We start from the raw sequence: 26016 nt of genomic DNA, 5'->3' as shown, positions 1-26016 counted from the left end.
GCGCACGCGCAAAGTGCCCCACAAGCAACAGTAATCACGCATGCCCGACCTTGACCAAATTAGTCAATTTGTACCAATGTGGGTCAAAAATCGGTATACTTCACAAAATGGCGGACCCCACCCTCCCCTATTTCAGCATCCACAATGACCTCGCCGACCGTCTCCTTGAGCGGTCAGACCAACTGGTCGGCGTGCCCCAGCAGGACCGCGCCGATGTCCTGAAGGCCGCACTTGAGTCCGTCCCCGAGGCGATGGGGCTTCTGGGCGCCTACCCCGCCCTGTTCGCCGATGGTAACAACACCGCCAGTCGGGTGGCCTTCAGTTGCCTGTCGGCCGCGGCCACGTTCCCGCACGCGCGGCGGGAGCAGATCGCCGATCTCGGAACTCTGAGCGTGATCCTCTTCGGCGTCGACGACATCGCCGACAACGTCGCGGAGGACTGGGCCGACCGTGACGTCAACGCGTTGTTCCGGCGACTGTCCTCCGTCCTCTCCGGCACGCTGCTCGTGACCGACGTCGGCCCGCACCCCATGGCACAGGCCGTCCATGCCTGGCAGGCATGGCGCGCCCGCTTCCGGGCATACGACGGAGCTGACGCGTATGCGCCGATCCTGATGGAACAGTTGGAACGCACTGCCGGGGGGATGTCTCGCGAGCGCGTCTGGGCGAGGGGCGCCGAGCCCTGGCCGTCGTATGAGGAGTATCTGGGCAACGCCGCCCTCACGGTCCTTTATCACACGTGGTGGGCGGCAGCCCTGGGGATCTGCGGCCCGCGCCCCGGCGATGCCGCCGCCAATTGGCGATCCGTCGGGCCGGTCACCGATCTCGGCGCGGCCTGCCTGCGGCTGGCCAATGACGTCAGGACGTTCGAGCGTGAGAGGAGCGAGGGCAAACCGAACTCGGTTCTCATTCTCGAGCGCGCCGGTATGAGCGTCGAGGCGGCGGTCGAACAGGTGTCGGCGCACATCGTCGAGCTCAACGCGGAATTCGCGACGGCGATCGCGCGCCTGCCCGCCGAACTGCGGTGGGTCGGGGAAGCTCAGCACAGGTGCATCACCTTCAGCGGTGGCTGGTACAGGGCCAGGGACACGCACGCGTACACCGTTCGAGAGCTGGCTGCCGACGTGGACGCTCATGGGAGCTAGTCCGCCTCCGCCCGCGCCTGCCGGATGAGGTGCGACGACGCGATGACCGCGGCGCGGGTCACGGCACGGGGAACGTACAGGTCCTTGTCGTGCCAGAGCGGAGGGTGATCGCCGCCGGCCGTACTCGACAGGTACGCGTCAGCTCGATTCGCCGCGCGCAGGCGCCGTGGATCCGTGCGTCCCCGAGTCAGCAGCAGAATCTGGATCGCGTACGCGGTCTCCTCGGCTGTGCCCTCCCAGCGGCCCCACGAGCCGTCCGGCCGCTGCGTCTCCAGCGTCCACTCCGCCGCCGCGCGTACCGCCTCCGCCGAGGCGTCGCCGCCGAAGGCGTCGAGCGCCAGCGCACAGCTCACCGTGGCGTAGTAGGGGGACGCGTGCCATCGATCCGTCCAGCTTCCGTCCGATCGCTGACGATCGCGGATCCAGACGGCCAGCTCGGCGACGGTCTCGCCGTACCGCGCTGAGGCGGCCGGCTTGCGGCGGATGTACTCGCCGAAGGCGTCCAGCACGTGCGCGTTGACGCTGACCGAGACGCCCTGCTCGTTGAGCCAGGTGGAGAAGTGGGCTCCGGAGCGGAACCCCCACAGGCTGTCCGGTTCGTGCGGAGCGCCGAGCAGGGCCAGAGCGTAGAGCGCCACGGATGTCGTGTCGGCGTCGGCGGGCAGCCCGGGCCCCGCGGGGGTGCCGACGGGTCCAATGGCCGTTCTGATGTCGGCCACCATCTCCGGCGGCACCTCGATGGGCAGGCCCGCCCGGAGCAGCCAGCTCAGCACCCAGCCTCGCTCGAACACCGTGATGGGCAGCCCGACGGGTACGGGGCCGCCGTACAGCCGAACCACCGCCTCCAGATGCCGGCGGGCAGGCTCGTACGCGTCCTGCCCCCCGTGCTCTCCCAGCCAGGCGGCGGTCGCGGCAGGGGAGGCGCCGACGCTGCCGATGGGCGTGGGACGGATGCCGGGCGCCCCGGCAGCCTCCTCGGCAACGATCTCCAGGGCGTGGAGCAGTTTCTCCGGCACCTCCATCCCGGACCTGACCCGCGACGTCACGACGTGGAGCGTGTCATAGCTCATGGCATCGGGCAAAGGTATCGGCGCGTGGCCAGGTAATCCCTGGACATGCTGGTTGATGCGGGCGACGAGCGAGGGGATGATGTGCTCGATCGCCGGCATGTCGGGGAGGTCGAGGGGGTTGCTCAGCCAGGTGGTGAGCATCCTCAGGCCACGCTGGGCGGCGTCCGAGAGGCGCGCGTGTTCCGCCCCCCGATCACCTCCGCGCGTCAGCTCGGAGAGGATGCCCTCGGTGGCGCTCAGGGTCGGCACCACGCCGTACCCGTCGGGTCCACCCCAGGCGCCGTCCTGCCGCTGCGTACGGATCAGGTAGTCGATGCGCTCCGTATGGCCGGTCAGCCAGGGCGAGAGCGAGACCAGCCGGCCGGTCTCGTAGACGGAGGTCGAAACCTGCCCCCATGGGCGGAGCATGAGGCTGGTGACCAGGTCGCCCGCTTCCGTGGTGATGTCCACGGCTTCGCCGATGCTCACGCCGCACGTTTCCGTTCGATCGGGTCGAGCCGCAGGAAGAGCTTCTGCTTGGGCCTCAGGGTGGCTCCTCCCGGTACGGGCGTCAGCTTCTGCGGATTGGTGAGAACCGCCCGGTACCTGCTCAGGATGTTGGCGAGCACGAGGGACGCCTCGATGTAGAACAGCCTCTGCCCGAGGCAGACGTGCGGGCCCGCGCCGAAGGGGATGAACGCGTAGCGGTGCCGGCGCTCGGCCGTGCCGTCGGCCCAGCGCTCGGGGTCGAACTCCGTCGGACGGGGCCAGAACTCCTCCAGCCGGTGCGTGGTGTACGGGCTGATCAGCACTTGCGAGCCGGCCTTGATCCGGACGCCGCCGATCTCCGTGTCCGCCACGCTCTGGCGCGGGACGACCCACGCGTTCGGGTAGACCCGAAGGAGCTCCTGCAGGACCATGCGGAGGTAGTGCATTTCGGTGACGTGCGACGGCCGCACCGGACCGTCACCCACCACGCGGTCGATCTCCTCCAGCAGCCGGGCGTTCACGTCCGGGTGGTCGTGCAGCACCGACCAGAACCAGACCAGCGACATCGCCGTCGTCTCCGAGGCGGCGCCGTAAATGTTCACCAGGTCATCGCGCACCTGATGCAAGTCGGCCCTGCCCTCCTTCTCGAGCCGGGCCGTGAGCAGCGCCGAGACCACCTCCTTGCTGCGGGTGTCGTCGTGCCGCGCCTGTTCGATGAGGGGGTAGACGATCTCGTCGATCTTCTTCGCGGATCGAAGGAAGGCACGGTCGCCCGGCACTCTGATCGAGTACGGCGCGAAGGGCAGGAGCAACCGGAAGCCGATCGAGGTGGCGCAGGTGGCGAACTCGGGCGCCAACCGCTCGGCGGTGTCACGAGAGATCCGGCCGCCGAACAGTAGCTTGATGACGCCCTGGTTGACGATCGAGGTCATCTCGTGCTCCACGTCGATCGGGCGGTCCGCCCGCGCGAAGTCGTCGAACTCGAGAACGCGCTCGGCGATGACGTCGGCCATGTCTTCGGCCAGAGAGTCCGTGTAGCGCGCGGTGAAGAGCGGCTGGAGGATCTTTCTGGCGGACGCCCAGGCCTCGCCCTCGCCAAGGATGCTATGGCCGATCAGCCGCTGCAACGGCTGCCAGAACATGCCCTCGCGGACGAAGTTGGCCCAGTCCGTCTTGAGCACCTGCTGGACGTGGTCGGGGTGGGAGATGAGGTAAGGACGGAAGGGCCCGAGGTGGAGCCGGACGACCTGTCCTGCGGCGTCGGTGCCCATCCTGGCCAGCGCTGTGACCGGATCACTCACGAGCCGAGGTATGGCCCGGTAGGAGGGAACGACATGAGGAGTGTTCACGAGTTTCCCTTGAGGTGCGGCATGTGGCAATCCCTGACCCGGATGCGATGCGCAGCCGAGGGTCGACTGCACAGACATCTGTGGTGAGTCGCGCAAGTATTGGATGGATGTCGAAGTTTGATTAGATTGGTGGGAATCTGAGGTGTTGGCCCGCCTGGTGTCCTCTTGGAGATGTGCCTGCGGCTCGCCCTCGGCGCACGCGGGTGCCTCGCGTGGCGGCCGTCGCCCCGGCTCCAGCCCGGGCGGTCGGCGTGTCGGCAGGAACCTCGACTGCCACTTGTGATTCCTCCATCGCGTACAGTACGCGTCTCACATCGCGGACATTCCCGACAAATGTCAGCAGTTGAGTGGAGTATCACATGTTTGTGCATGTAGATTCAAGATCGTATCGGGTAGGAGCACCCATTGAATCTCAGCCAGTCGCGAGACAGCGGCGTGATCGCTCGCTGTCGACGCCTGCTTGAACCTGCTCTGCGTGAGGCGGTCTCGGTGCTGCATCCGGGGAGCGCCGGGATGGCGGCGTTCGCGTTGGGCTGGTCGGATGTGAACGGCGGGGAGCAGAACGGAGACGGCGGCAAGAAGGTGCGGCCGGCGATCGCCATGCTGAGCGCCGAGGCCGTCGGCGGCAGCGCCCAGGACGCGCTGCCCGCTGCCGTGGCGGTGGAGCTGGTGCACGCCTTCTCGCTGGCGCACGACGACATCATCGACAACGACGAGCTGCGCAGGCACCGCGCCGCCCTCTGGAAGGCGTACGGGGTCGGGCCCGCGCTGCTGACCGGCGACGCGCTGCTGGCGTTGGCCGTCAAGCAGCTCGCCGGACGGCCGGAGGCGATGCTCTACCTGTCGACGGCCCTCGTCGAACTGGTCCAGGGCCAGGCCGCCGACATGGCCTTCGAGAGCCGCCCCTGGCACGGGCCGGGCGAGGTCACCCTCGACGAGTACATCGAGATGGCCGCGGGCAAGACCGGCGGCCTGCTGGGCGTCGCCGCGGCGGCTGGCGTGGCCCTGGGCGGCGCGCCGGAGCTGGGCGACCGCATGTGGGCCATGGGGCGCGACCTCGGGGTGGCCTTCCAGATCGTGGACGACGTGCTCGGCATCTGGGGGGACCCCCAGGTCACCGGCAAACCCGTCCACAGCGATCTCCTGCGCGAGAAGAAAACGATTCCCGTGCTCGCCGCCCTCGCCGCGGAAGGCGCCGCCGCCCGCGAACTGTCCGCCGTCCTGGACTCCGGGGTCGTGGACGAGGAGTCCGCACGGCACGCCGCCCACCTCGTGGAGGCGGCCGGCGGCCGGGAGCGGGCCAGGAAGCTCGCCGACCAGTACGCGTCCTCGGCGCTCGGTGTGATCGACGAGTGCCTCCCGGATGCCGCGGACCTGCGCGCCCTGTGCGACTCCATGGTCGACCGGGTCAACTGACGCCCGGGGTTTCGGTCCTGTCGCCGCCCTTCCGGCCCGGGTGTTCCTCCCTGCCCGACCCCGCTGGGGCCGGGCCGGGAAGGGGCGCGCCGACCAGGCATCCCGGGGTAACCGGGGCCGCGTCGCGGTGGCGCGGCGGGGCGTGCGGATAATGGCGGGATGAGGCAAATAGGCACCACGGACCTGTCCGTATTTCCGATATCGCTCGGCACCAACGTCTTCGGCTGGACCGCCGACAAGGAGACCTCGTTCGCCGTCCTGGACGCCTACGTCGAGGGGGGTGGCAACTTCATCGACACCGCCGACGTCTACCCGTACTGGGCGACCGGGGAGCCCACCTCCGAGACGATCATCGGCGAGTGGCTGGCCGGGCGCGGCGACCGTGACTCGCTCGTGCTGGCCACCAAGGTCGGCATGCTGGAGGGGCTCAGAGGGCTGGCCCCGGCCACGATCAGGACGGCCGTGGAGGACTCGCTGCGGCGGCTCCGTACGGACTACATCGACCTCTACTGGGCGCACGTCGACGACCCCGACACGCCGCTGGCGGAGACGCTGGCCGCGTTCGACGCCCTCGTCAAGGAGGGCAAGGTCCGTTACGTGGGGGCGTCCAACTACGGGGCCGGCCGGCTGGCCGAGGCGCTCGAGACCTCCGACGAGGAGGGGCTGGTCAGGTACGTGGCGTTGCAGCAGCCGTACAACCTGGTCGAGCGCGACTACGAGGGGGAGTTGCGGGACGTGGTGGCCGGAGAGGGGCTGGTGAGCACGCCGTACTCGGGGCTCGCGCGCGGCTTCCTGACCGGCAAGTACCGGCCGGGGGTGGACGTGGACAGCCCGCGGGCGGGGAAGGCGGCCGAGTACCTGGAGACCGAGCGCGGCCCCAGGACGCTGCAGGCGCTGGCGAAGGTGGCGGCGGAGCACGGGTCGGCTCCCGCCTCGGTGGCGCTGGCCTGGCTCGCCGCCCAGCCCACGGTGGCGGCGCCGCTCGCCAGCGCGCGCAACGTGGAGCAACTGCGGCCGCTGATGGAGGCGGCCACGTTGACGCTGAGCGACGCGGAACTCGCCCTCCTGGACCGGGCCTCCCGCCCCTGACCCCGGACGCCCGTGCTCCGGACGCCCGTGTGCCTGAGCGTCTGTGTGTCTGAGTGCCCGTGTTTCGCGCGCCACGTGAGGCCGGGGCGGGAGGACGTGCACCTGCGGGCCGGGCCGGTCGAGCCTTTGGGGCCGGCCCGGTGCCGGGCCGGGAGGTCAGGAGGTCAGGCCGTGCTCGCGGCACCACTCCTCGACGCTTCCCGCCTCCGCCTCGACGGCCCCCGTCCAGTGCGGGTCGGCTGCGATCGCCTCCGGCACGGAGGAGTGGGAGGCGAACACCGCCGTGAGTCCAGTGATCTTGAAGATGCGGGAGATGCGATCCGTGGTCATCACCAGCGCCAGCGACCCGTCCTGCGTACGCAGCCGCTTGAGCCCGCCGACCAGGACGCCGAGGCCGGTCGAGTCGAGGAACTCCACCGCGCTCAGGTCGGCCACGACGTGCACGACGCCCTTGGCCGCGAGGTCCACGATCTGTTCGCGCACCTTGGGAGCGGTGAACACGTCGACCTCGCCGGCGATCCTGAGCACTGCGCAGTCGCCGACCGGTCCGACCACCTCTATGCGGATGTCCTGCATTTCGCGCCTCACCATCGGCCATGTCATTGGCCACCTTGACGGGGAACTCTGTAGATTGACACTACTGCCGCGAGCGCCCTCCCGTCAATCCTCGACTGTCGGTGTCATCGTGCAGAATGACAGACGATTGAAAGGGTGATGGGATTGCGGGTGGAAGAGGCGATCGGGCGGCAGATCGCGCGCCTGCGTGCCGAGCGCCGCATGTCGCTGACCGAGCTGGGTGAGGCGCTGGGCCGATACCTGGACAGGCCGTGGAGCCGCCAGGCCGTCCACCAGGCCGAGCGCGGGCAGCGGGCGTTCACGGCCGCCGAGCTGACCGCCCTGGCCCTGGTGCTCGACACCGCCGTCCCGGTGCTCTTCCGGGCCGAGGACGACCGCATCGAGCTGCCCGGCGGGGCCGTCTCGCCCGAGGAATACCGGGGGATCCTGCTGAGCCGGGAGCCCGACATGCCGCTCGACGGGGTCGAGGAGCTGATCGTGGCCCTGCACGACATCGGACAGGTGCTCGCCCGTCCCGCCCTGGCCCGCCTCGCCCGAATCGGCCGCGTCGCCGAACAGGTCGCGGGCCCCGACCTCTGACGCGTGGCCATACAGGTCGCGGCCCTCGCCTCTGGCGCGTGGCCGTGCGGGGTGCGGGCCCTGGCCTCTGGCATGTTGCGGTGCAGGTCGCGAGCCCTGGCCTCTGACGCATGGCCATACAGGTCACGGCCTTCGCCTCTGGCGCGTGGCCGAATGGCTCGCGGTCCTGGACCTCACCGGGACTCCGCGGTCCCGGCGCTCCGGTCCGTTTCTCGGCTTCGGCTTGTCTCTCCGGCTTCGGTCTAGTGCTGGTGTTCGGGCGACGACACGTCGAGGTCGCGTGGCGTGAGCAGCCACACCGCCAGCGTCCCCACCAGCATCAGCACCGCCCCCGCCGCGCTCGCCACGAGAAGCGACTCGGTGAACGCCGCCTGCGCCTGCGCGGCGAGGAGGTCGCCCGCCGCGCCCAGCTCCCCGGCCACGTCCAGCGCCCCGCCCAGCGACTCCCGTGCGACGTCCGCGTCCGGGCCCGCGTACTCCACCTCCCCCCGGTAGACGGCCGCCGCGACGCTGCCCAGGACGGCCACGCCGAGCGCCCCGCCCACTTCGTAGCTGGTCTCCTCGATGGCCGCCGCGCTGCCCGACTTCGCGGGCGGCGAGCCCGACATGATCGTGGCCGAGGCGATCGCCAGCGACCCGTTCCCGAGGCCGATCAACGCCAGCGCGACCGCGACCGGCCAGTAGCCCAGCGGGCTCGGGGCCGCGTACAGCAGGAGGAACGCCAGCCCGGTCACGGCCAGCCCGCCCGTCAGCACCGTACGGGCGCCGACGCGCGCCGCCAGCGCCGGGGCCAGCGGTGAGACGACGATGGCGGCCAGCGCGGCGGGCAGCAGCCGTACGCCGGTCTCCAGCGGCCCGTACCCCATCACGAGCTGCATCCACTGCGCGAGCAGCAGCAACATCGCGGCCATCGCGATCGACGTGGTCAGCGCGGTCACCACCCCGGCCGAGAAGGGCTTGCTGCGGAACAGCCTGACCTCCAGGAGCGGGTCCGGCCGGCGCAGGCACCGCACCACGAACCAGCTCAGCGCCACCGCCGCCACCGCGGCCGACAGCAGGGCGCCGGGATGGGCGAGACCGTACTTGCCGAACGACTTGACCGCGTAGACCAGCGCCACCATGCCGGCCATCGACAGCAGTGTGGCCGGCGCGTCCCAGCGGCCTGGCCCGGGGTTGCGGGACTCCGGCAGCAGGAACAGCCCGGCGGCGATCGCGATCACCATGACGGGCACGTTCACCAGGAAGGCCGCGTGCCAGGTGAAGTGCTCCAGCAGTAACCCGGCCACGATCGGCCCCAGGGCGGCCCCGACCGCGGCCATCGCCGCCCAGACCCCGAGCGCCTTGGCGCGTTCGCCGGGGTCGGTGAACAGGTTCCGGATCATCGACAGCGTGGACGGCATGATCATCGCGCCGCCGACGCCGAGCAGCGCCCGCACGGCGATCACCTCGAGCGGGCTGCCGGTCGCCAGGATCGCCATCGAGGCCGCCCCGAAGACCGCGAACCCGGTCATCAGCATGCGCTTGCGGCCCCACCGGTCACCCAGGGCGCTCACCGTGACCAGCAGCCCGGACAGCGCCAGCGCGTACGCGTCCACCATCCACAGCAGCTCGATCGAGTCGGGCCGCAGGTCCTCGGAGATGGCGGGCAGGGCCACGTTGAGGATGGTCATGTCCATGACCACGAGCAGCACGCTGGCCGACAGGACCGCCAGGGACGCCCAGCGCCGCCTCGACGAGACGGGCGACGTGGTGATCGTCATGCGTCATCCCTCCTGGGGGCGGCGCCGTGCAGGAACGCGGCGAGGACCAGCCGGGGGGCCTCGCGGCGGGCCACGTCGCCCCTGCGCAGGCTTTCGCGTACGGCCACGAGCAGGCCGTACACCATGCAGCTCACCCAGCGGGCGGACAGGTCGGCGCGGAGCACGCCCACGCGCTGGGCGGCGGCGTAGAACGCGATCTCACGCTCCTCCAGCTCGTCGGAACGGCGCTTCAGCTCCGGGTGGACCACCATGGCGTAGTCGGTCAGGCCGAAGCCGTACGCGTCGGCCACCTCGGTCAGGCGGTCGAGCAGGGTGTGCAGCGCCCTGCCGACCACCTCGGGGTCGTCGGAGGCGGTCGCCTCGGCCATGCCGCTGCTCGCCTGTGCCTGCTCCCACTGCTCGTGGGCGCGGTGGCCGAGGGCGAGCATCAGCTCGTCACGGCTGGTGAAGTGGCGGTGGAGGGTGGCCCTGCTGATGCCCACGGCCTCGGCGAGCTGGGCCATGGAGGCGGACGGGTACTCGTTGAGATGGTGGATCGCGGCCGTCATGAGCTGGTCGCGGGTCACTGCCATGTGAACACCTGCGTATCGTTTGAGACAATCTTGTCTCAGATGCTACAGCACCGACTCGCGTGGTTGCTCCCCGCCCGGGTCCGCGCATCCTGGACGCGGCGGAGCGGTGGTTCGCGGGCGGTGGCTACGCGGCTACCCCGACCGCGGTCATCGCCAAGCTGGCGAAGGTGCCCAACGGGCTGATCTCCGACTACTTCCCGCGCAAGATCGACGTACTGGTGGCCCTGGTCGACGAGCGCACGCTCGTCGAGGAGGGGCGCGAGGTCGACGCGGTGCCCGGCGACCTGGTCGGTACGCTGTCGCGGCCGGCCCGCGGCCGTGCCGCTCTACCAGGAGAGCCTCTGCCGGCTAACCGGCCGCCAGATCGACCCCGACGCCGTCTCGGAACTCATCGCCCACGCGCTCGTCCAGCAACTCGTCGAGCGCGGTACGCAGGTGGTCGAGCAGGCCCCACACGTCGTCCATCCGCTCGGGGCAGGCGACGATGCCGAAGTCGAGCATCCCGTCGTAGGAGAAGCAGGTGATGTTGAGCCCGCCGCTCATGTCGGTCAGCACGGACAGCGGGTAGTACGACAGGAGTCGCCCGCCGCACAGATACAGGGGGACCTGCGGCCCCGGGACGTTGCTGATGATGAGGTTGATCGGCGGGAACGCCAGCCCGGCCAGCCGGAAGATCGCCGGTGTCGCCAGGCTCGTCAGCGGGGCGGGCAGCACCGAGCACAGCTCGTTCAGCCAGGTCGCCGGGGCCAGCGCGAAACGCCGCTTGGCCGCGTCCATCACGGCGCCGACGGCCCGCAGGCGCTCCCACGGGTCGGGGACGTTCGTGGGCATGGGGGCGACCATGGCCGAGAGCTGGTTGCCGACCAGATCCTTGGTCCTCGACCGGCGAACCGCCACCGGCACGCCCACGACCAGCGGCTCCTCCGGCAGGGCGGCGCGCTCGCGCAGCCAGGAGCGAAGGGCCGACGTGCACAGGGCCATGACGATGTCGTTGACGCTCATGTTGTGCGCCTTGGCGACCTTCTTGACGTCCTTGAGCGACAGGGAGCCGAAGGAGAGGTGCCTGCGGGCGCTGATGGGGCCGTTGAACGGGGTGCGGGGGACGGTGAGGCTCGGCAGCTCGGGACGCTGGTGCCGGTCGCGGGTGACCACCCTGGCGGCCTTGGCGATCAGCTTCGCGCCGGGGAGCCCGGCGGCCAGGGGGATGACGTCCAGATCGCCCGCGGCCTTGACCACGGACTGGGCGGCGCGGAGCGGGTGGGTCGCGGTGCGGATGACGGCACTGGCCAGCATGTCGACCAGCCCGGCCTCGTCGGGCCCCGTACCAGGGCCGGTCGCCGCCACGCCCTCAGGGGCCGCCTGCCCCGGCACGTCCCCGGCCGGTGCCGGTGCGGATCGCGGCGGGGTGGCCCTGGACGGGGTGGCGCAGGCCGCGGACACGTCGTGCTGCCGGGCGTCCAGGGCGCTCGCCAGCCGGCCCTTGCGCGTCAGGTGCCCGTTGGGGGTCAGGTCGAGCAGGGTGGCGAGGGTCTCGGCGCCCGAGATGCCGTCGATGGCCGCATGGTGCACTTTCGTGTAGACGGCCAGCCGCCCGTCCACGAGCCCGTCGATCAGGTGCATCTCCCACAGCGGGTGCGCGCGGTCCAGCCTGCGGGCGTGCAGCTCCGCGACGGCCCTGGCGAGCTGCCAGTCGTCCCCCGGCTGCGGCAGCGTCAGCTCGAACAGGTGGTTGTCGATGTCGAAGTCGGGGTCGGGGATCCAGTAGGGGTGGTCGAGCCCGAGCGGCACCTCCGCCAGCCGCAGGCCGAGCGCGGGGGAGAGGTGGAGGCGGTCGAGCAGGAGCGCCGCCAGCGCGTCGCGGTTGACCGATCCGTCGGCCGAGTCGACCAGCGCCACTCCGGCCACGTGCGCGGCCGTGGTCGCAGTCTCGACATTGAGAAACTGCGCGTCGAGTGCGGTGAGCTGGCGCATCGGCTCTCCTCTTTCCCTAGGTAGTCAGCATTACATGAGGGGATTTCCGGGAGGTTTCCGCGCGAGTCTTACAGATGGCTTCAGGTGCATTGTCCGTACGTATGGAGAAGGTCCAGCTCAGCCTGGGTCAGTGACATTTTCCTATCCGTTGACGGCTTCCTATCCGTTGACCACGTGAATCGGATGTTGCACCACGGCGTCGAAGTTGTAGCCGTACGGGTCGCGCGGCCGGGTGAGGGGCTGCGTGGCGCCGGTCTCGTCGGTGGCCCGGGCCATGAGCAGCCGCGTGCCCGTGTGCTGCGGAGCCCATTCGATGTGCCACGGCAGCCAGGCCCTGACCAGCCGCTGGCCGTGGTGCTCGGCCCGGCGCCAGGTCAGCCCGCCGTCGAAGCTGACCTCCACCCGGACGATTCTCCCTCGCCCCGACCAGGACCGCCCGCGCAGGATGTGGGTGCCCGGGATCGGCAGGCGCGCGTTCCACTCGAGCTCGAACGCGCTCTTCACCGGCAGCGTCGTCATGTCCGGGTAGAAGACCGTGTTCCACGGCGTGTAGAGCCGCGTCGTGGAGACCTCCAGGTCGCCCAGCCATTTGATGGACGCTATGCCCACCCACCCCGGCACCACCAGCCGCGCGGGAAATCCATGGTCGGGCGGCAGCGGGACGCCGTTCATCTCGTAGGCGACGAGCACGTCGTCCATGGCCTTGCGGATCGGCACCGGCCGGCGCACGTGCCCGTGGTCCTCGAACGGCGCGTCGAGCCCGGTCGCCAGCACGTCCACCGCGTCGGGGAGCACGCCGGCCTGCTTGAGCAGGTATTTCAGCGGCACCCCGCGCCACCGCGCCACTCCGATCGCCCCGAGGCCCCACTGCGTGCCGGGAGCGCCGTCGTGCTGCTGGGTCCGGTAGAACCGCCGCCCGTTGCCGGCGCACTCGATCGCGACGTCGTACGTGCGCGACGGCATGGCCCGCAGGTCTTCGTACCGGAACTCGCTCGGACATCGCACTCCCGCCCCATGGATCCGCAGCCGCCAGGTGGCGGCGTCGATGAGAGGGGTGAAGGTGTGGTTGCGCACGAAGAACCGGTCGTTGGGGGTGTGGTACCCCAACCCCGCCATGGCCTCCCACCGCATCTCGGCACTGTTGCCGTGGACGCGGAACAGGTGGTCGGGCAGCGGCTTGACGATCGCCGCCGTGACTTGCTCCATACGCATCACCTCTTAGCACCTATTTCCTACCTGGAAACCATTTAATCTCCTGGCCCTGTCTCATGGGACCCCTTTCATTGCCAAAAATCTGTGCGATCGGCACGGGAACGATCCAACTGAGGCCCCTCAAACCCCTTACCCGCCCCCATACCCCGCCCAACCGCCGCGCTTGTCCCAGGTTTGACAGGCGCGGGCGTCGACTTCACCGGCCCAGGAAGGCCAGGAGACGGTCGAGGGGCCAGGTGTTGATCACGTCGTCGGTCGTCAGCCAGGCCCGCTGGGCGATGCCCACCCCGAACCGCTGGTTCGCCAGGTGCGGGATCGCGTGCGAGTCGCTGTCGATCGAGAACTTCACCCCGTGGTGCCTGGCCAGCCGCACCAGGTCGGCGGGCAGGTCGGAGCGGTCGGGGAAGGAGTCGATCTCCATCGCGGTGCCCGTGCGGGCGGCGGCGCGGAAGACGGCGTCCCAGTCGGCGTCCACGGGCTCACGCTTGCCGATCTTGCGGGTGGTGGGATGGCCGATGATGTCGACGTACGGGTTTTCGCAGGCCGCGATGAACCGGCGGGTCATCTCGTCGCGGGACATGCCGAAGTGCGAGTGCACCGACGCCACGCACACGTCGAACTCCCGCAGGATGTCCTCCGGCCAGTCGACCGACCCGTCGGGCGCGATGTTCAGCTCGGTGCCGTGCAGCAGCCGCATGTCCGGATATCTCGCCTGCAACTCGGCCACCCGGCCCCGCTGCGCCAGCGCCTTGTCCAGCGTCATGCGCTGCATCGCCAGGTCGGGCGCGTGGTCGGTGACCGCGTAGTAGGCGTAGCCGCGGGCGTGCCCGGCCGCGACCATGTCGTCGAGCGAGGCGATGCCGTCGGTCAGGTCGGTGTGGGTGTGCAGGTCGCCCTTGAGGTCGCCCAGCTCGACGAGGACGGGCAGCTCACCCTTCAGCGCCGCCTTCACCTCCCCGCCGTCCTCCCGCATCGGCGGCGGCACGTACTGCATGCCGAGCGCGTGGTAGATGTCTTCCTCGGACTCGGCGGCGATCACCCGGTCGCCCTCGAACAGCCCGTACTCGGACAGCTTCCAGCCCTTCTTCACCGCCATCTCCCTGATGGCGACGTTGTGCTCCTTGGAGCCGGTGAAATACTGCATGGCCGCGCCCCACGACCCGGCCGGGACCACGCGCAGGTCGACCTGGATGCCGGACGTGGTGCGGATCGAGGTCTTCTTGTCGCCCGCCGCGATCACCTCGGCGACGTAGGGCTGGGCGCGGAAGTCGTCCATGACAGCCTCGGGCGCGACGGCGAGGATGTCGATGTCGCCGATCGTGTCCTTCATCCGGCGCAGCGAGCCCGCGTAGGCGAGGCGCTCGGCCTTCAGCGATCCCATCACCTGCTCGGCCAGGGACATCGCGATGCCGATGTGCACCCGGCGGCCCGCCTGGTCGAGCTGCTCGATGCCCTTGAGCAGGTTTGCCAGCGTCTTCGGGCCGAGGCCCTTGACGCCGTCGAGGCGACCGGACGCGATCGCCTCGCTCAGCGCCGCCGTGGAGTCGATGCCGAAGTCGTCGAACAGCATGATCGCGGTCTTCGGCCCCAGCGTGGGCACCCTGGTCAGCCGGCGCACGCCCTCGGGCACACGGCCCCGCAGGTCGTCGAGCTGCCGGAAGCTGCCGCGCTGGAGGAACTCCTCCATCTTCTTGGCGATCGCCTCGCCCACCCCGGGGACGGAGCGCACGTCGACGACCGAGATGTCCTCGGGGAACCCGGCGATCGCCTTGGCCGCCTTCTGATAGCTCCGCACCCGGAAGGCGTCGCCGCCGGTGAGCGCGAACAGCTCCGCGTATTCCTGCAGCGCGGCCGCAGCCTCCTCATTTGCCCGCATGTCCCATACCTTAGGGTCCTGCGCCGACAATCCCGCCCGGCGACCTGGGACGAGCCACGGGTCACGCGGTCAGAAGCGCACCTCGCGCGCCCGGTACGGCTCCTCCAGGAACGCCGACTCCTCCGCCGACAGCGACACCGACACGGCCGCCACCGCGTCGTCCACGTGCCGCTCCTTGGTGGCCCCCACGATCGGCGCGGTGACGCCCGGCCGGTGCAGCAGCCAGGCCAGCGCGATCTGCGCGGCCGGCAGGTCCCGCTGCCTGGCCACCTGCGCCACCCGGTCGACGACCAGCTTGTCGTTCTCGGGGTCGTACAGGTAGTCGATGCGCTCGTCGGAGCCCGTCCTGACGGTGGTGGCGGCGGAGCCGGCCCTGGCCAGCACGCCGCGGGCCAGCGGGCTCCACGGGATCACGCCCACGCCCTGGTCGGCGCAGAGCGGGAGCATCTCGCGCTCCTCCTCCCGGTAGAGGAGGTTGTAGTGGTTCTGCATCGAGACGAACTTCGTCCACCCGTGGGTCTCGGCCACGTGCTGCGCCTTGGCGAACTGCCAGGCCCACATGCTCGACGCCCCCAGATAGCGGGCCTTGCCCGCCCGGACCACGTCGTGCAGCGCCTCCATGGTCTCCTCGATGGGCGTCTCGTCGTCCCAGCGGTGGATCTGGAAGAGGTCCACGTAGTCGGTGCCGAGCCGCCTGAGCGAGGCGTCGACGGAGTCGAGGATGTGCTTGCGCGACAGCCCGCGGTCGTTGACCCCCTTGCCCATCGGGAAATAGACCTTGGTGGCCAGCACGTAGTCCTCCCGCCGGGGGAAGACGCCGCGCAGCACGTTGCCGGTCACGACCTCGCTCTCGCCCCTGCTGTAGACGTTCGCGGTGTCGAAGAACGTCACCCCGGCGTCCGCGGCCCTGCGGACGAGGGGTTCGGCCGCGTCCTGCGGCAGCGCCCACTTCTGCCGGTCGGGGTCGCCGTAGCTCATCATGCCGAGGCACACCCGCGACACCTTCAAACCCGAGTCACCAAGTCGTGTGTAGTCCATACCGCTCACCATAGGGCCCTGATGCCATGGTTAACCGGGCGGGCGGACGGGCAGTCATTCCTGTCCAAAAGCGGAAACGCGCTTTACAGGGGCGAGGCCCATCGGGTCGATTGGAGGAACGTTGCAAACGGGGCTCTCCAGCGGCTTGGCGAACCGCATGGCCCCGGAGTCGGCGCACATCGGGGGTGGGGTGGACGACACAGGCTGGGGACGCGCGTCTCGGGCGCGGGAGTGGTTCGGGGAGCTGTCGTCCCCGTACTGGGTGGGCGGGCTCGGTCTGGGAGCGGGGATCATCGCGCTGACGCTGCCGGTCATGGGCGCTCTGGCCGCGCCGGGGGCGGTGGCGGCGGACAGGCTGGCGGCGGGGACGGCGACGCTGCTCGTCCTGCTGGGGCTGCACCTGAAGTTCATGACCGAGACCCCGGCGCGGTGCGCGGGCTCGTGGTGGCTGGTGGCGGTCCAGGCGTGGCTGACGTACCTGCCGCTGACGGTGTTCGGGGCGGCGTGGACGCCGGTGTGCGGGTTGCTGACGGGCGCGCTGCTGGAGGTGGCCCGCCGGATCCGCTCGACCGTGCTGGCGGTGCTGGCGCCGGCGTGCGGGCCGGTGGTGCTGCTGGCGCCCGACCCGTCCGTGATCCATCCGCTCTGGGTGGTCGTCGCGCCGCTGGTGGGCCTGGCCGAGTACGCGGTCGTGTCGCTGGCCAGGCGGGCGCGGCACCTGGGCGAGGCGCGTACCGAGGTCATGCGCAGGGCGGTGGCGCTGGAGCGCCGCCGCTTCACCCGCGACCTGCACGACCTGGTCGGCCACCGGCTCACGGTGCTGGTGCTGAAGATGCAGCTCCTGGACCGGCTGGTGGCCGAGCCGGACGACACCGCGCGGGAGAAGGCCAGGGCCGAGGTGGGCGAGACGCTGGAGCTGCTGCGCGTCCTGTCCGCCGACGTCCGTGCCGTGGCGCACGGGCTGCGCAACTCGTCGCTGGCGGGAGAGCTGGGCTCGGCGCGGGCGCTGCTGGAGTCGGCGCGGGTGCGCTGCCAGATCAGGGTGTCCTGCCACGACCTGCCGGGCGAGGTGGAGGAGGCGCTCACGCACGCCCTGCGCGAGGGGGTGACGAACGTGCTCAGGCACGCCGACGCCCGGGAGTGCTCGGTGCATCTTTTGGAACGTGACCGGATGGTGCGCCTGACGATCACGAACGACGGCGTGCGCCCGCCCCGCCGCCCTGGCGAGGGAGGTCACGGCCTGCTGAACCTGGCCGAGCGGGTCGCGATGCTCGGCGGCTGGCTGGAGGCCGCCGACTCCAGCAGCGGGCAGTTCTCCTTCACGGTGTACGTCCCACGAAAGAAATAGCCTTGACCCGATTTATCGTGAAGAATTCACAAATGGCAATTCAATAGGCATGCATGGGCAATGCGGTATGTGACTAGTCGAAAGGCGGCCCCGGCGGGAGGCTCTAAGCACACCGCCCCGGAGGTCCCCGCCAGATGGACAAGCACGAGCTGTACTGCCTTGTTGACCCGTGTTTCTACGACACGCTCGAACACAGCACGGCCGAGGACGCCGACTTCTCCCTTCTGCGCAGGCCCCTTCCGCCCGGCTGGTCCACCGCCCTGACCGACACCTGGTGTTACTACGCCCCCGACACCATCGACCCGCCCCTTCCCCCGCAAGGCTGGAAAATCCACGTCTCCGCCCGCGTGGAGGACGCCGAGAAGGCCATCGAGGCCGTACGGGACTACTGTCTCCCGCGCGGCATCGCGTTCAAGTTCCTGCGCGGGCTGCCCGTGCTCGTCATGGTCAACTCCAAGGCCGCCTCCCGCGCCTCCAGCGGCAAGCTCGTCACCGTCTACCCCAGGGACGAGGCGCAGCTCGAACTCGTGCTCAAGGAGCTGGACGGGCTGCTGTGCGACGTGCGCGGGCCGTACATCCTCAGCGACCTGCGCTACGGCACCGGCCCGCTGTTCGTCAGGTACGGCGGGTTCGCCGAGCGCCACTGCCTGTCGCCCTCCGGCGAGCGGGTGCTCGCCGTCGAGGACGGGGACGGCCGGCTCGTGCCCGACGTACGCGGCGCCACGTTCTCGGTGCCGCCGTGGACGACGCTGCCCGCGTTCCTGGAGCCTCAGCTCGCCGCGCGCAACGCCGTGACCACGGCCGGGCTGCCGTACGAGATCGAGAGCGTCCTGCACTTCTCCAACGGCGGCGGCGTCTACCTGGGCCGCGACACACGTTCGGGGGAGCGGGTGGTGCTCAAGGAGGCCAGGCCGCACGCGGGGCTCGACGCCGCGGGACGCGACGCCGTCGCCAGGATCGAGCACGAGCGCGACATCCTCGAACGCCTGGCCGGGCTGCCCGCCGCCCCCGCGCCGCGCGGCTACTTCACGCTCGGCGAGCACCACTTCCTCGTGCAGGAGTTCGTGGACGGCACCCCGCTCCAGCGGCGGCTCGTGCAGCGCTATCCGCTGACGCGCGCCACCTGCACCGAGCACGACCTCGCCGACTACACCGCCTGGGCCGTCGCGACCCTGGACGCCGTGGACAGGGCCGTCGCCTCGCTGCACGGGCGCGGCGTCGTCTTCGGCGACCTGCACCCCGACAACATCCTGCTGACCGAGGACGGCCGGGTCGCGCTGATCGACTACGAGGTCGCCACGCTCGCCGGGGACCGGGGCCGCGCCGCCCTCGCCCACCCGGCCTTCGTCGCGCCCGCGGACCGGCAGGGGCCGGACGTGGACCGGTACGCGCTGGCGTGCCTGCGCCTCGGCCTGTTCGCGCCCCAGTGCACGATCATGCTGCCGTTGCACCGGGCCAAGGTCGCGCACCTGGGGGAGATCGTCAAGGAGACGTTCCCGGTGCCCGCGGGGCTGATCGACGAGGCGGTCGCGACCATCCTGGGCGACGCGGGGCGAGCGGCCCTCCGCGGTGACGCCGGTGGAGCGGCCCTCTCGGGCGACGCGCGGGAAAGCGGCCCTGCGGGGAAGAGCGCCCGGCCTGGCGGTGGGCGCGGCCCGGCGTCGTCACCGGCCGGGATGGCGGGGACGCCCGTTCCCGGCACCGCAGGATGGCCCGAACTGCGCGACGCCATGGCCACGGCCATCGTGGCCAGCGCCACGCCGGGCCGCGACGACCGGCTGTTCCCCGGCGACGTCGCCCAGTTCCGGCCCGGCGGCGGGCTCGACCTCGCCCACGGCGCGGCCGGCGTGCTGTTCGCCCTGGCCGGCGCCGGGCTGGGGCCCTACCCCGAGTACGAGCGCTGGTTACGCGAGCGCGCCCGCCGCCCGGTCCAGGGCTCCGGCCTCGGCCTGTACGACGGGCTGCACGGCATCGCGTACGTGCTGGACCTGCTCGGCCACCACGACGACGCCCGCGACCTGGTCGACGTCTGCCTGCGCGAGAAGTGGGACGGCCTGGAGTCCGCGCTCGTCTCCGGCCTGTCCGGCATCGGGCTGAACCTCCTCCACTTCGGGCACACCGGCCTCGCCCTGCGCGCGGCGGACATCTGCGCCGGGCGGCTCGACGCCCCCGTACCGGAGATCAGCGGCGGGGCCGGGCCGCGCGCCGGGCTCATGCACGGCTCGTCCGGGCCCGCGCTGCTGTTCCTGCACGCCTACGAGCACACCGCGGACCCCGCCCTGCTCGACCTGGCGGCCACCGCGCTCCGGCAGGACCTGCGGCGCTGCCGCCACGCGGAGGACGGCTCGCTCCAGGTGAACCAGGGCTGGCGGCTGCTGCCGTACCTGGACGAGGGGTCCGCCGGCATCGCGCTCGTGCTGGAGCGCTACCTGCGGCACCGGCAGGACGAGGCGTTCGCCACGGCGCTGGCCGAGCTGCGGCTGGCCGGGCGCGCGGGCTTCTTCGTGCAGGCGGGCCTGTTCACCGGCCGCGCCGGGATCATCGCCGGGGCGGCCGCGGGGGACCCGGGGCCGGTGCCCGAACTGGTGGAGGGGCTGCGGTGGCACGCGCTGCCGTACGCGGGGGGCCTGGCCTTCCCCGGTGACCAGCTCCTGCGCCTGTCCATGGATTTCGCGACCGGAACGGCCGGCGTGCTCCTCGCCCTTGGTGCGGTCTCGGGCGAGCGGGCCTGCCATCTGCCGTTCCTGGAGGCCGCGCCCGAGCGGCCTGCTGACCCCACGACACCGCGGAAGGAGGTGTAAGACATGGTACTTCTCGACCTTCAGGGTCTGGAGGCTCCCGCGGCCAGCGACGTGGCCAGCGGCGGCAGCACTCTCACCGTGCTGTCCTGCCACTCCGGCAAGCCCAGCAACCTCAGTGTCGCTCTCTGCCACTGATTCGCGATACCCGGGTCCCCGCGCCGTCTGTCTCGGCGCGGGGACTCCACATCAACGACCCAGGGGAGGCACGGCGTGCGGGCAGGAGACCGGCTGGTGCTCGGCGCGGTACGACGCGGCGGACCCTGGCCCGCCGTGCTGGCCGCCACCGCCGTCGCGGGCGCGGCCGGTGAGCTGGCGGTCCCGTACCTGATCGGCCGTACCGTCGACGCCTTCGTCACGCCCCAGCCGGACGACGCCCCCTGGCTCGCGCTCTGCGTGGGCGCGGTGGCCGTCGTCATGCTCTGCGAGAGCCTCGGCGTGTGGGCCCGCGGCGCGAGCGGCGCGTACGCCGCCGCCGCCCTCCGCACCGGCCTGCTGCGCCACATGCTCGGCGCCGGGCCCGCCGCCACCCGCCGCTTCCCCGAGGGCGAACTCGTCACCCGGGCGGGCCTGAACGCCGAGGAGGTCGGCCGCGCACCCGAGACGGTGACCAGCGCGCTCGCCCTGCTCGTGCCCACCGTCGGCGCCCTGGTCGTGCTCACCCTCATCGCCCCCGTCCTGACGCTGACGCTCGGCGCGGGCATCGTCGTCATCGTCCTCGTGCTGCGGGCGTTCCTGCGGACGACGACGGCCATCGCGGGCGGCTACCAGGAGGTGCAGGGCGAGATCGCCGCCCGGCTCGTGGACGCCATGGAGGGCGCGCGCACGATCGCCGCCGCGGGCACCGCCGCCCAGGAGGCGCGGCGGGTGCTGGCGCCGCTGCCCCGGCTGCGCGCGCACGGGATGGAGCTGTGGCGCGCGGGCGCCTCGGCCGCCGTCCGATCAGGGCTGGTCGTACCGCTGCTGGAGGTCGCCGTGCTGGCCGTGGGCGGCTTCATGCTCGCCGCCGGTGACCTCACGGTCGGGGAGCTGTACGCCGCCGCCCGCTACGCCGTGCTCGGGGCCGCGCTCAGCACGGCGCTCGGGCACGTGGGCGGCCTGGCCAGGGCGCGGGCCGCCGCCGGGCGGGTGGCGGAGGTGCTCGACCTGACGCCTGTCGCGCACGGCACGCGTACGCTGCCGCCAGGACCGGGGACGGTCGAGTTCCGCGACGTCGCCGCGCACGGCCTCACGGTCGGCGACCTCACGCTCCCCGGCGGGTCGGTGACCGCCGTGGTGGGCCGGTCGGGGGCGGGGAAGTCCCTGCTGGCGGCGCTGGCGGGGCGACTGGCCGCGCCGGGACGCGGGAGCGTGCTGCTCGACGGGGTCCCGCTGGAGGAACTGCGGGCGGAGGAACTGCGGCGGGCCATCGGGTACGCCTTCGAACGCCCGACCCTGATCGGCCACACCCTCGCCGACGCCCTCACCCCCGAACCCGCCACCCCTGAGCTTGAGCCGCCTGCGCCCGCGCTTGGAGCGGCGCGCGGTGGCGCGCTCGCGGGTGGCGGCGAGGTGCCGGAGCGGGTGCGGGAGGCGGTGAGGGGGGCGTGCGCGGACGGGTTCGTACGGCGGCTGCCGCTCGGCTACGCCACCCCGCTGAGCGACGCGCCCATGTCCGGCGGCGAACGCCAGCGCCTCGGCCTGGCCAGGGCCTTCGCCCAGGGGGAGCGGCTGCTGGTGCTCGACGACGCCACCTCGAGCCTCGACACGGTGACCGAACGCCAGGTAGGGAACGCCCTCACCACCGACCCCCTGGGCCGTACCCGGCTGATCGCGGCCCATCGGGTCGCCACGGCCGCCCGCGCCGACCGGGTCGTCTGGCTCGACGACGGGGCCGTCCGCGGGTACGGGCCCCACCACGAACTCTGGCGGGATCCGGCCTACCGGGCGGTCTTCCAGGAAGCCCCAGGAGTCCAGGACGCACAAGGAGTCCAGGACGCTCAGGAAGCCCGGGGAGCCCGGGGAGCGGCCTCATGAGCGGCTCCCGGCAGGACGCGCGGCGGCCGGGCTTGCGGCAGGCGCTGCGGCGCGAGCCGCGCCGCCTCGTCACGATCGGGCTCTGGTCGCTGGTGGAGGCGGCGCCCGCGTTCCTCATCGGGCACGCCGTCGCGCGCGCCGTCGAGGACGGCTTCGCCCCGGCCGAGCCGCTGGTCGGGCTCGCCTGGCTGGCGGCGCTGGGCCTGGCCTGGGCGGCGGGGGCGGTCGCCGCGCGGCAGGTCGTGCTGGCCGTGGCGGCGGTGGCGGAGCCGTTCAGGGACGACCTCATGACGTACGTGGTCGAGGGCGCCCTGCGCCGCGAGCCCGCCACGGGCCGGGACAGCGCCGCCGTGGCCCGCGCCGGGCTCCAGGTGGAGCTGGCCAGGGACGCCTTCGCGGCCGTGGTCACGACCGTGCGCGGGTTCGTGTTCACGGTCGCCGGCGTCGTGCTCGGGCTGCTGACGCTGGCCCCGGGGACGCTCGTGCTGGTGCTGCCGCCGTTCCTGCTGGGACTGGGGCTGTTCCTGGCGTCGCTGCCCGCCCTGGCCCGGCGGCAGCGCGCGTTCCTGGTGGCGGACGAGCAGTTGGCCGAGGCGATGACCGAGACGGCGGCCGGGTTGCGCGACATCGAGGCGTGCGGCCTGCGGGACCGGGTGGCCAGGCGGCTGGACGGCCGGGTGGGGGCGCAGGCCGCCGCCGCGCGTTCGCTGGCCGGGGTCACCGCCGTGCGCACCGCCGCGCTGGCGGCCGGGGGCTGGCTGCCCGTGGTGCTCGTCCTGGCCGGTGCCCCGTGGCTGCTGGACGGCGGGGCGGGGCCGGGCGTGATCGTGGGGACGCTCGCGTACGTCACCCAGTCGCTGGCCCCCGCGCTCGGCGGCCTGGTGCAGGGTCTGGGCGTCAGCGGCGTCCGGCTCTCGGCCTCGCTCGCCCGCATCCGCGCCATGGCCCCGCCCGCGCCGCCCGCCGTGCCGCTGATCCGCCCCTTCGCCTCGGAGGTCAGGCTCGACGCCGTCACCTTCGCCTACGGCCCCCGCTCCGCGCCCGTCGTGGACCGCCTCGACCTCGTCATCCCCGAGGGCGACCACCTGGCGGTCGTGGGGCCCAGCGGGGCGGGCAAGTCCACGCTCGCCGCGCTGGTCAGCGGCCTGTTGCGGCCGGGCGAGGGAGAGGTGACGGTCGGCGGCGTCCCCGCCGGGCGGCTCGACCCGGCCGTGCGGGTGCTCATCCCGCAGGAGGCGTACGTCTTCCGCGGCACGCTGATGGAGAACCTGGCCTACTACGGCGGTGCCACCGGCGACGAGGTGGCGGCCGCCGTGGAGGACGCCGTGGAGGACGCCGTGGAGGCCGTCGGAGCCGCCGAGCTGGTGGCCGGGCTGGGCGGCTACGGGGCGCGGGTCGAGCCGGGCGCGCTCTCGGCCGGGCAGCGCCAGCTCGTCGCCCTCGTCCGCGCCTATCTCGCCCCCGCGCCCCTCGTCATCCTCGACGAGGCCACCTGTCACCTCGACCCCGCCGCCGAGGCGCGCGCCGAGAGCGCGTTCGCGAGCCGCGGCGGCACGCTCATCGTGATCGCCCACCGCCTCACCTCCGCCCTGCGTGCCCGCCGCATCCTGCTCATGGACGGCGCTCACGTCTCGATCGGCACCCACGACGAGCTGGTCAGGACCTCTCCCTTGTACGCCGACCTGGCCGGCCACTGGCATCCGGAGCCCGTTTCATGAGATTTCCCGATGATTACCCCTCCGCCGACCGTCTCCCCCTCACCGAGCACCGCCACGGCCACCCGATCGACGACCCGTACCGCTGGCTGGAGGACCCCCTCGACTCCCGCACCCGAGCCTGGCTCTCGGCCCAGGACCGGCTGTGGCGCGACAGCGCCGCCCGGCTGCCGTGGCGGGAGCGGTTCACCCGGCGGCTGACCGAACTCACGGAGACCGGGCTGGTGACCGCGCCCGTGTGGCGCGGCCCGCGCCGCTTCCACCTGCGCCAGTCCACCGACCAGGAGCACCCGGTGCTCTGCTGCGACGACCGCGTGGTGCTGGATCCCATGGCGCTCGACCCCTCCGGGCTCACGACGCTCGACGACTGGCAGCCCGATCTGGAGGGACGCCGCCTGGCGTACCAGATCTCGCGCAGCGGCGACGAGAAGGCCGAGCTGTTCGTCCTGGACCTCGAAACGGGAGCCCTCGCCGACGGCCCGATCGGGGGCTGCCGCTACTCGGCGGTGGCCTGGCTGCCCGGCGGCGCGGCGTTCTACTACGTCCGTTTCCGCCGGGGCGTGTTCCTGCACCGGATCGGCGACCCGGGCGCGGACGTCCCGGTCTTCACCAGGGGCCCGATCGCGTACGGCGTGCAGATCAGCGCCGACGGCCGCTGGCTGACGATCTCCGCCGGCACCGCGTCGGGCAACGGGCTCTGGCTGGCCGACCTGTCACTCGGGGATCCGGCGAACCCGCGGCCCCGCGCCGTACAAGAGGGGGCGCACGCCCGTACGGCGGGTGCGGTGGCCTGTGACGGCCGCCTCTACCTGCTGACCGACCGCGACGCGCCCAGGCGCAGGCTGTGCGTGGCCGACCCCGGCGAGCCGGAGGTCTGGCGCGAGCTGGTGCCGGAGGACCGGGAGGCGGTGCTGGGGACGTTCACCGTGCTCGACGGTGACCGGCTGCTGGTGTCCAGGACGCGGCACGCGGTGGGGGAGATCGCCGTGCACCACGCCCGTACGGGGGAGCGGCTGGGCACGGTGCCGCTCCCCGGCAGCGGCTCGATCGCCACGCTCACCTCGCGTCCGGAGGGCGGCTCCGAGGCGTGGTTCACCTACACCGACGCCGTCACCCCCGCCGAGATCTGGCGCTACGACGCCCGCACCGCCGCCACGACGCCGTGGGCGGTCGCGCCCGGCCGCGTCACGCTGCCCTCGGTGAGCAGCCACCACATCGAGTACGCCTCCGCCGACGGCACCCCCATCCGCATGGTCGTCGTCGCCCGCCCGTGGGACGGCGGCCCGCGCCCGGCGATCCTCAGCGGGTACGGCGGCTTCGGCATCCCCCTGATGCCCGGCTACGCCGCCGACTCCCTGGCCTGGGTGGAGGCGGGCGGCGTGCTGGCCATCGCCAACCTGCGCGGCGGCGGCGAGGAGGGCGAGGCGTGGCACCGGGACGGCATGCTGGACCGCAAGCAGAACGTGTTCGACGACTTCGTGGCCGCCGCCGAGAAACTCGTCGCCGACGGCTGGACGACTCCGGAGCAACTGGGCATCTGGGGCGAGTCGAACGGCGGCCTGCTCGTCGGCGCGGTCGTCACGCAGCGGCCGGACCTGTTCGCCGCCGCGGTGTGCTCGGCCGGGCTGCTCGACATGGCCCGCTACCACCTGAGCGGCCTCGGCCCCTCCTGGACCGGCGAGTACGGCGACCCCGACGACGCCGAGCACCTGGGCTGGCTGCTCGGCTACTCGCCCTACCACCGGGTCGCCAAGGGAACCGGCTACCCCGCGACGCTGTTCACGGTGTCGGCGGCTGACACGCGCGTGGACCCGATGCACGCCCGCAAGATGTGCGCCGCGCTGCAGTGGGCGAGCGGCGCTGACCGGCCGATCCTGCTCCGGCACGAGCCGGACGTGGGCCACGGGGCGCGGGCGGTCAGCCGTTCGGTGGCGCTGGCCGCCGACGTGCTCGCCTTCCTCGCCGCCCACACCGGCTGCCCGGCCGACGACCCGGAGCCTGCCTGAGGGCCGGAGCCT

The 26016-nt window shown here is 72.0% G+C and carries 18 protein-coding genes and 2 pseudogenes; 11 read left to right on the top strand and 9 right to left on the bottom strand.

Annotation, left to right across the window (positions count from 1 at the left end; all coding sequences use genetic code 11):
- The first annotated feature begins 107 nt into the window (after positions 1–107).
- Complete coding sequence (locus tag ACZ6S0_RS02325; RefSeq protein WP_465912780.1) at positions 108–1145, top strand: terpene synthase family protein; 1038 nt, start codon at positions 108–110, stop codon at positions 1143–1145.
- Here the strand turns inward: ACZ6S0_RS02325 and ACZ6S0_RS02320 are convergent.
- Positions 1142–2683, bottom strand: coding sequence for a prenyltransferase/squalene oxidase repeat-containing protein (locus ACZ6S0_RS02320; protein WP_465912779.1), 1542 nt, complete (start codon positions 2681–2683; stop codon positions 1142–1144). The two genes, ACZ6S0_RS02325 and ACZ6S0_RS02320, sit on opposite strands and share 4 nt — an antisense overlap.
- On the bottom strand, positions 2680–3984 hold the full coding sequence (locus ACZ6S0_RS02315; RefSeq protein ID WP_465912778.1) for a cytochrome P450: 1305 nt from the start codon (positions 3982–3984) through the stop codon (positions 2680–2682). The genes ACZ6S0_RS02320 and ACZ6S0_RS02315 overlap by 4 nt, the downstream gene beginning before the upstream one ends.
- A 561-nt stretch (positions 3985–4545) precedes the next feature.
- Between ACZ6S0_RS02315 and ACZ6S0_RS02310 the strand changes: the two genes are divergently transcribed.
- Together ACZ6S0_RS02310 and ACZ6S0_RS02305 are read left to right on the top strand one after the other, a co-directional pair.
- Positions 4546–5448, top strand: a complete 903-nt coding sequence (locus ACZ6S0_RS02310; RefSeq protein ID WP_465912777.1) for a polyprenyl synthetase family protein — start codon at positions 4546–4548, stop codon at positions 5446–5448.
- A 159-nt stretch (positions 5449–5607) separates the two neighbouring features.
- Positions 5608–6537 (top strand): aldo/keto reductase, encoded by a 930-nt coding sequence (locus tag ACZ6S0_RS02305; protein ID WP_465912776.1) that lies wholly within the window; start codon positions 5608–5610, stop codon positions 6535–6537.
- Positions 6538–6780: 243 nt separating this feature from the next.
- Here the strand turns inward: ACZ6S0_RS02305 and ACZ6S0_RS02300 are convergent.
- Positions 6781–7113, bottom strand: a pseudogene (locus ACZ6S0_RS02300) (STAS domain-containing protein); the annotation flags it as partial.
- A gap of 138 nt (positions 7114–7251) precedes the next feature.
- Here ACZ6S0_RS02300 and ACZ6S0_RS02295 point away from each other — a divergent pair.
- The gene (locus ACZ6S0_RS02295; RefSeq protein WP_465913369.1) at positions 7252–7692 is read left to right on the top strand and encodes a helix-turn-helix domain-containing protein; all 441 of its coding nucleotides are present in this window, start codon (positions 7252–7254) and stop codon (positions 7690–7692) included.
- Positions 7693–7934: 242 nt separating this feature from the next.
- Here ACZ6S0_RS02295 and ACZ6S0_RS02290 read toward each other — a convergent pair whose 3' ends face one another.
- Both ACZ6S0_RS02290 and ACZ6S0_RS02285 read right to left on the bottom strand, forming a co-directional pair.
- Positions 7935–9452 carry an MFS transporter gene (locus tag ACZ6S0_RS02290; RefSeq protein WP_465912775.1) on the bottom strand — a complete coding sequence of 506 codons (1518 nt, stop codon included), beginning with the start codon at positions 9450–9452 and terminating at the stop codon, positions 7935–7937.
- Positions 9449–10024 (bottom strand): TetR/AcrR family transcriptional regulator, encoded by a 576-nt coding sequence (locus ACZ6S0_RS02285; RefSeq protein ID WP_465912774.1) that lies wholly within the window; start codon positions 10022–10024, stop codon positions 9449–9451. The genes ACZ6S0_RS02290 and ACZ6S0_RS02285 overlap by 4 nt, the downstream gene beginning before the upstream one ends.
- A 59-nt stretch (positions 10025–10083) precedes the next feature.
- Between ACZ6S0_RS02285 and ACZ6S0_RS02280 the strand changes: the two are divergent.
- Positions 10084–10188 (top strand): annotated as a pseudogene (locus tag ACZ6S0_RS02280) (TetR/AcrR family transcriptional regulator); the annotation flags it as partial.
- Positions 10189–10372: 184 nt separating this feature from the next.
- On the opposite strand, the gene ACZ6S0_RS02275 reads toward ACZ6S0_RS02280, so the two are convergent.
- The 4 genes from ACZ6S0_RS02275 to ACZ6S0_RS02260 form a co-directional block, all read right to left on the bottom strand.
- Positions 10373–11995: a WS/DGAT/MGAT family O-acyltransferase gene (locus ACZ6S0_RS02275; protein WP_465912773.1), complete on the bottom strand. Its 1623-nt coding sequence runs from the start codon at positions 11993–11995 to the stop codon at positions 10373–10375.
- A gap of 159 nt (positions 11996–12154) precedes the next feature.
- Positions 12155–13201 (bottom strand): sulfite oxidase, encoded by a 1047-nt coding sequence (locus tag ACZ6S0_RS02270; RefSeq protein WP_344874965.1) that lies wholly within the window; start codon positions 13199–13201, stop codon positions 12155–12157.
- 202 nt (positions 13202–13403) lie between these two features.
- A complete protein-coding gene (gene polX, locus ACZ6S0_RS02265) occupies positions 13404–15083 on the bottom strand; it encodes a DNA polymerase/3'-5' exonuclease PolX (protein ID WP_465912772.1) in 1680 nt (559 codons plus the stop codon).
- 69 nt (positions 15084–15152) lie between these two features.
- Positions 15153–16121, bottom strand: coding sequence for an aldo/keto reductase (locus tag ACZ6S0_RS02260; RefSeq protein WP_465912771.1), 969 nt, complete (start codon positions 16119–16121; stop codon positions 15153–15155).
- A gap of 190 nt (positions 16122–16311) precedes the next feature.
- On the opposite strand from ACZ6S0_RS02260, the gene ACZ6S0_RS02255 reads away from it, so the two are divergent.
- The 6 genes from ACZ6S0_RS02255 (at position 16312) to ACZ6S0_RS02230 (ending at position 26004) form a co-directional block, all read left to right on the top strand.
- A complete protein-coding gene (locus ACZ6S0_RS02255) occupies positions 16312–17469 on the top strand; it encodes a sensor histidine kinase (protein ID WP_465912770.1) in 1158 nt (385 codons plus the stop codon).
- Positions 17470–17603: 134 nt separating this feature from the next.
- Positions 17604–20270 carry a class III lanthionine synthetase LanKC gene (lanKC, locus tag ACZ6S0_RS02250; RefSeq protein WP_465912769.1) on the top strand — a complete coding sequence of 889 codons (2667 nt, stop codon included), beginning with the start codon at positions 17604–17606 and terminating at the stop codon, positions 20268–20270.
- Positions 20271–20273: 3 nt separating this feature from the next.
- Positions 20274–20405 carry a SapB/AmfS family lanthipeptide gene (locus ACZ6S0_RS02245; RefSeq protein ID WP_103955008.1) on the top strand — a complete coding sequence of 44 codons (132 nt, stop codon included), beginning with the start codon at positions 20274–20276 and terminating at the stop codon, positions 20403–20405.
- Positions 20406–20480: 75 nt separating this feature from the next.
- Entirely contained in the window at positions 20481–22283 is a 1803-nt protein-coding gene (locus ACZ6S0_RS02240) for an ABC transporter ATP-binding protein (RefSeq protein ID WP_465912768.1), read from the top strand.
- Positions 22280–24001: an ATP-binding cassette domain-containing protein gene (locus ACZ6S0_RS02235; RefSeq protein WP_465912767.1), complete on the top strand. Its 1722-nt coding sequence runs from the start codon at positions 22280–22282 to the stop codon at positions 23999–24001. The genes ACZ6S0_RS02240 and ACZ6S0_RS02235 overlap by 4 nt, the downstream gene beginning before the upstream one ends.
- The gene (locus ACZ6S0_RS02230; protein WP_465912766.1) at positions 23998–26004 is read left to right on the top strand and encodes a prolyl oligopeptidase family serine peptidase; all 2007 of its coding nucleotides are present in this window, start codon (positions 23998–24000) and stop codon (positions 26002–26004) included. The genes ACZ6S0_RS02235 and ACZ6S0_RS02230 overlap by 4 nt, the downstream gene beginning before the upstream one ends.
- Positions 26005–26016 lie beyond the last annotated feature (12 nt).

The organism is Nonomuraea sp. NPDC051298, from assembly GCF_055586305.1.
This window is presented reverse-complemented; position numbering and strand designations above follow the sequence as displayed.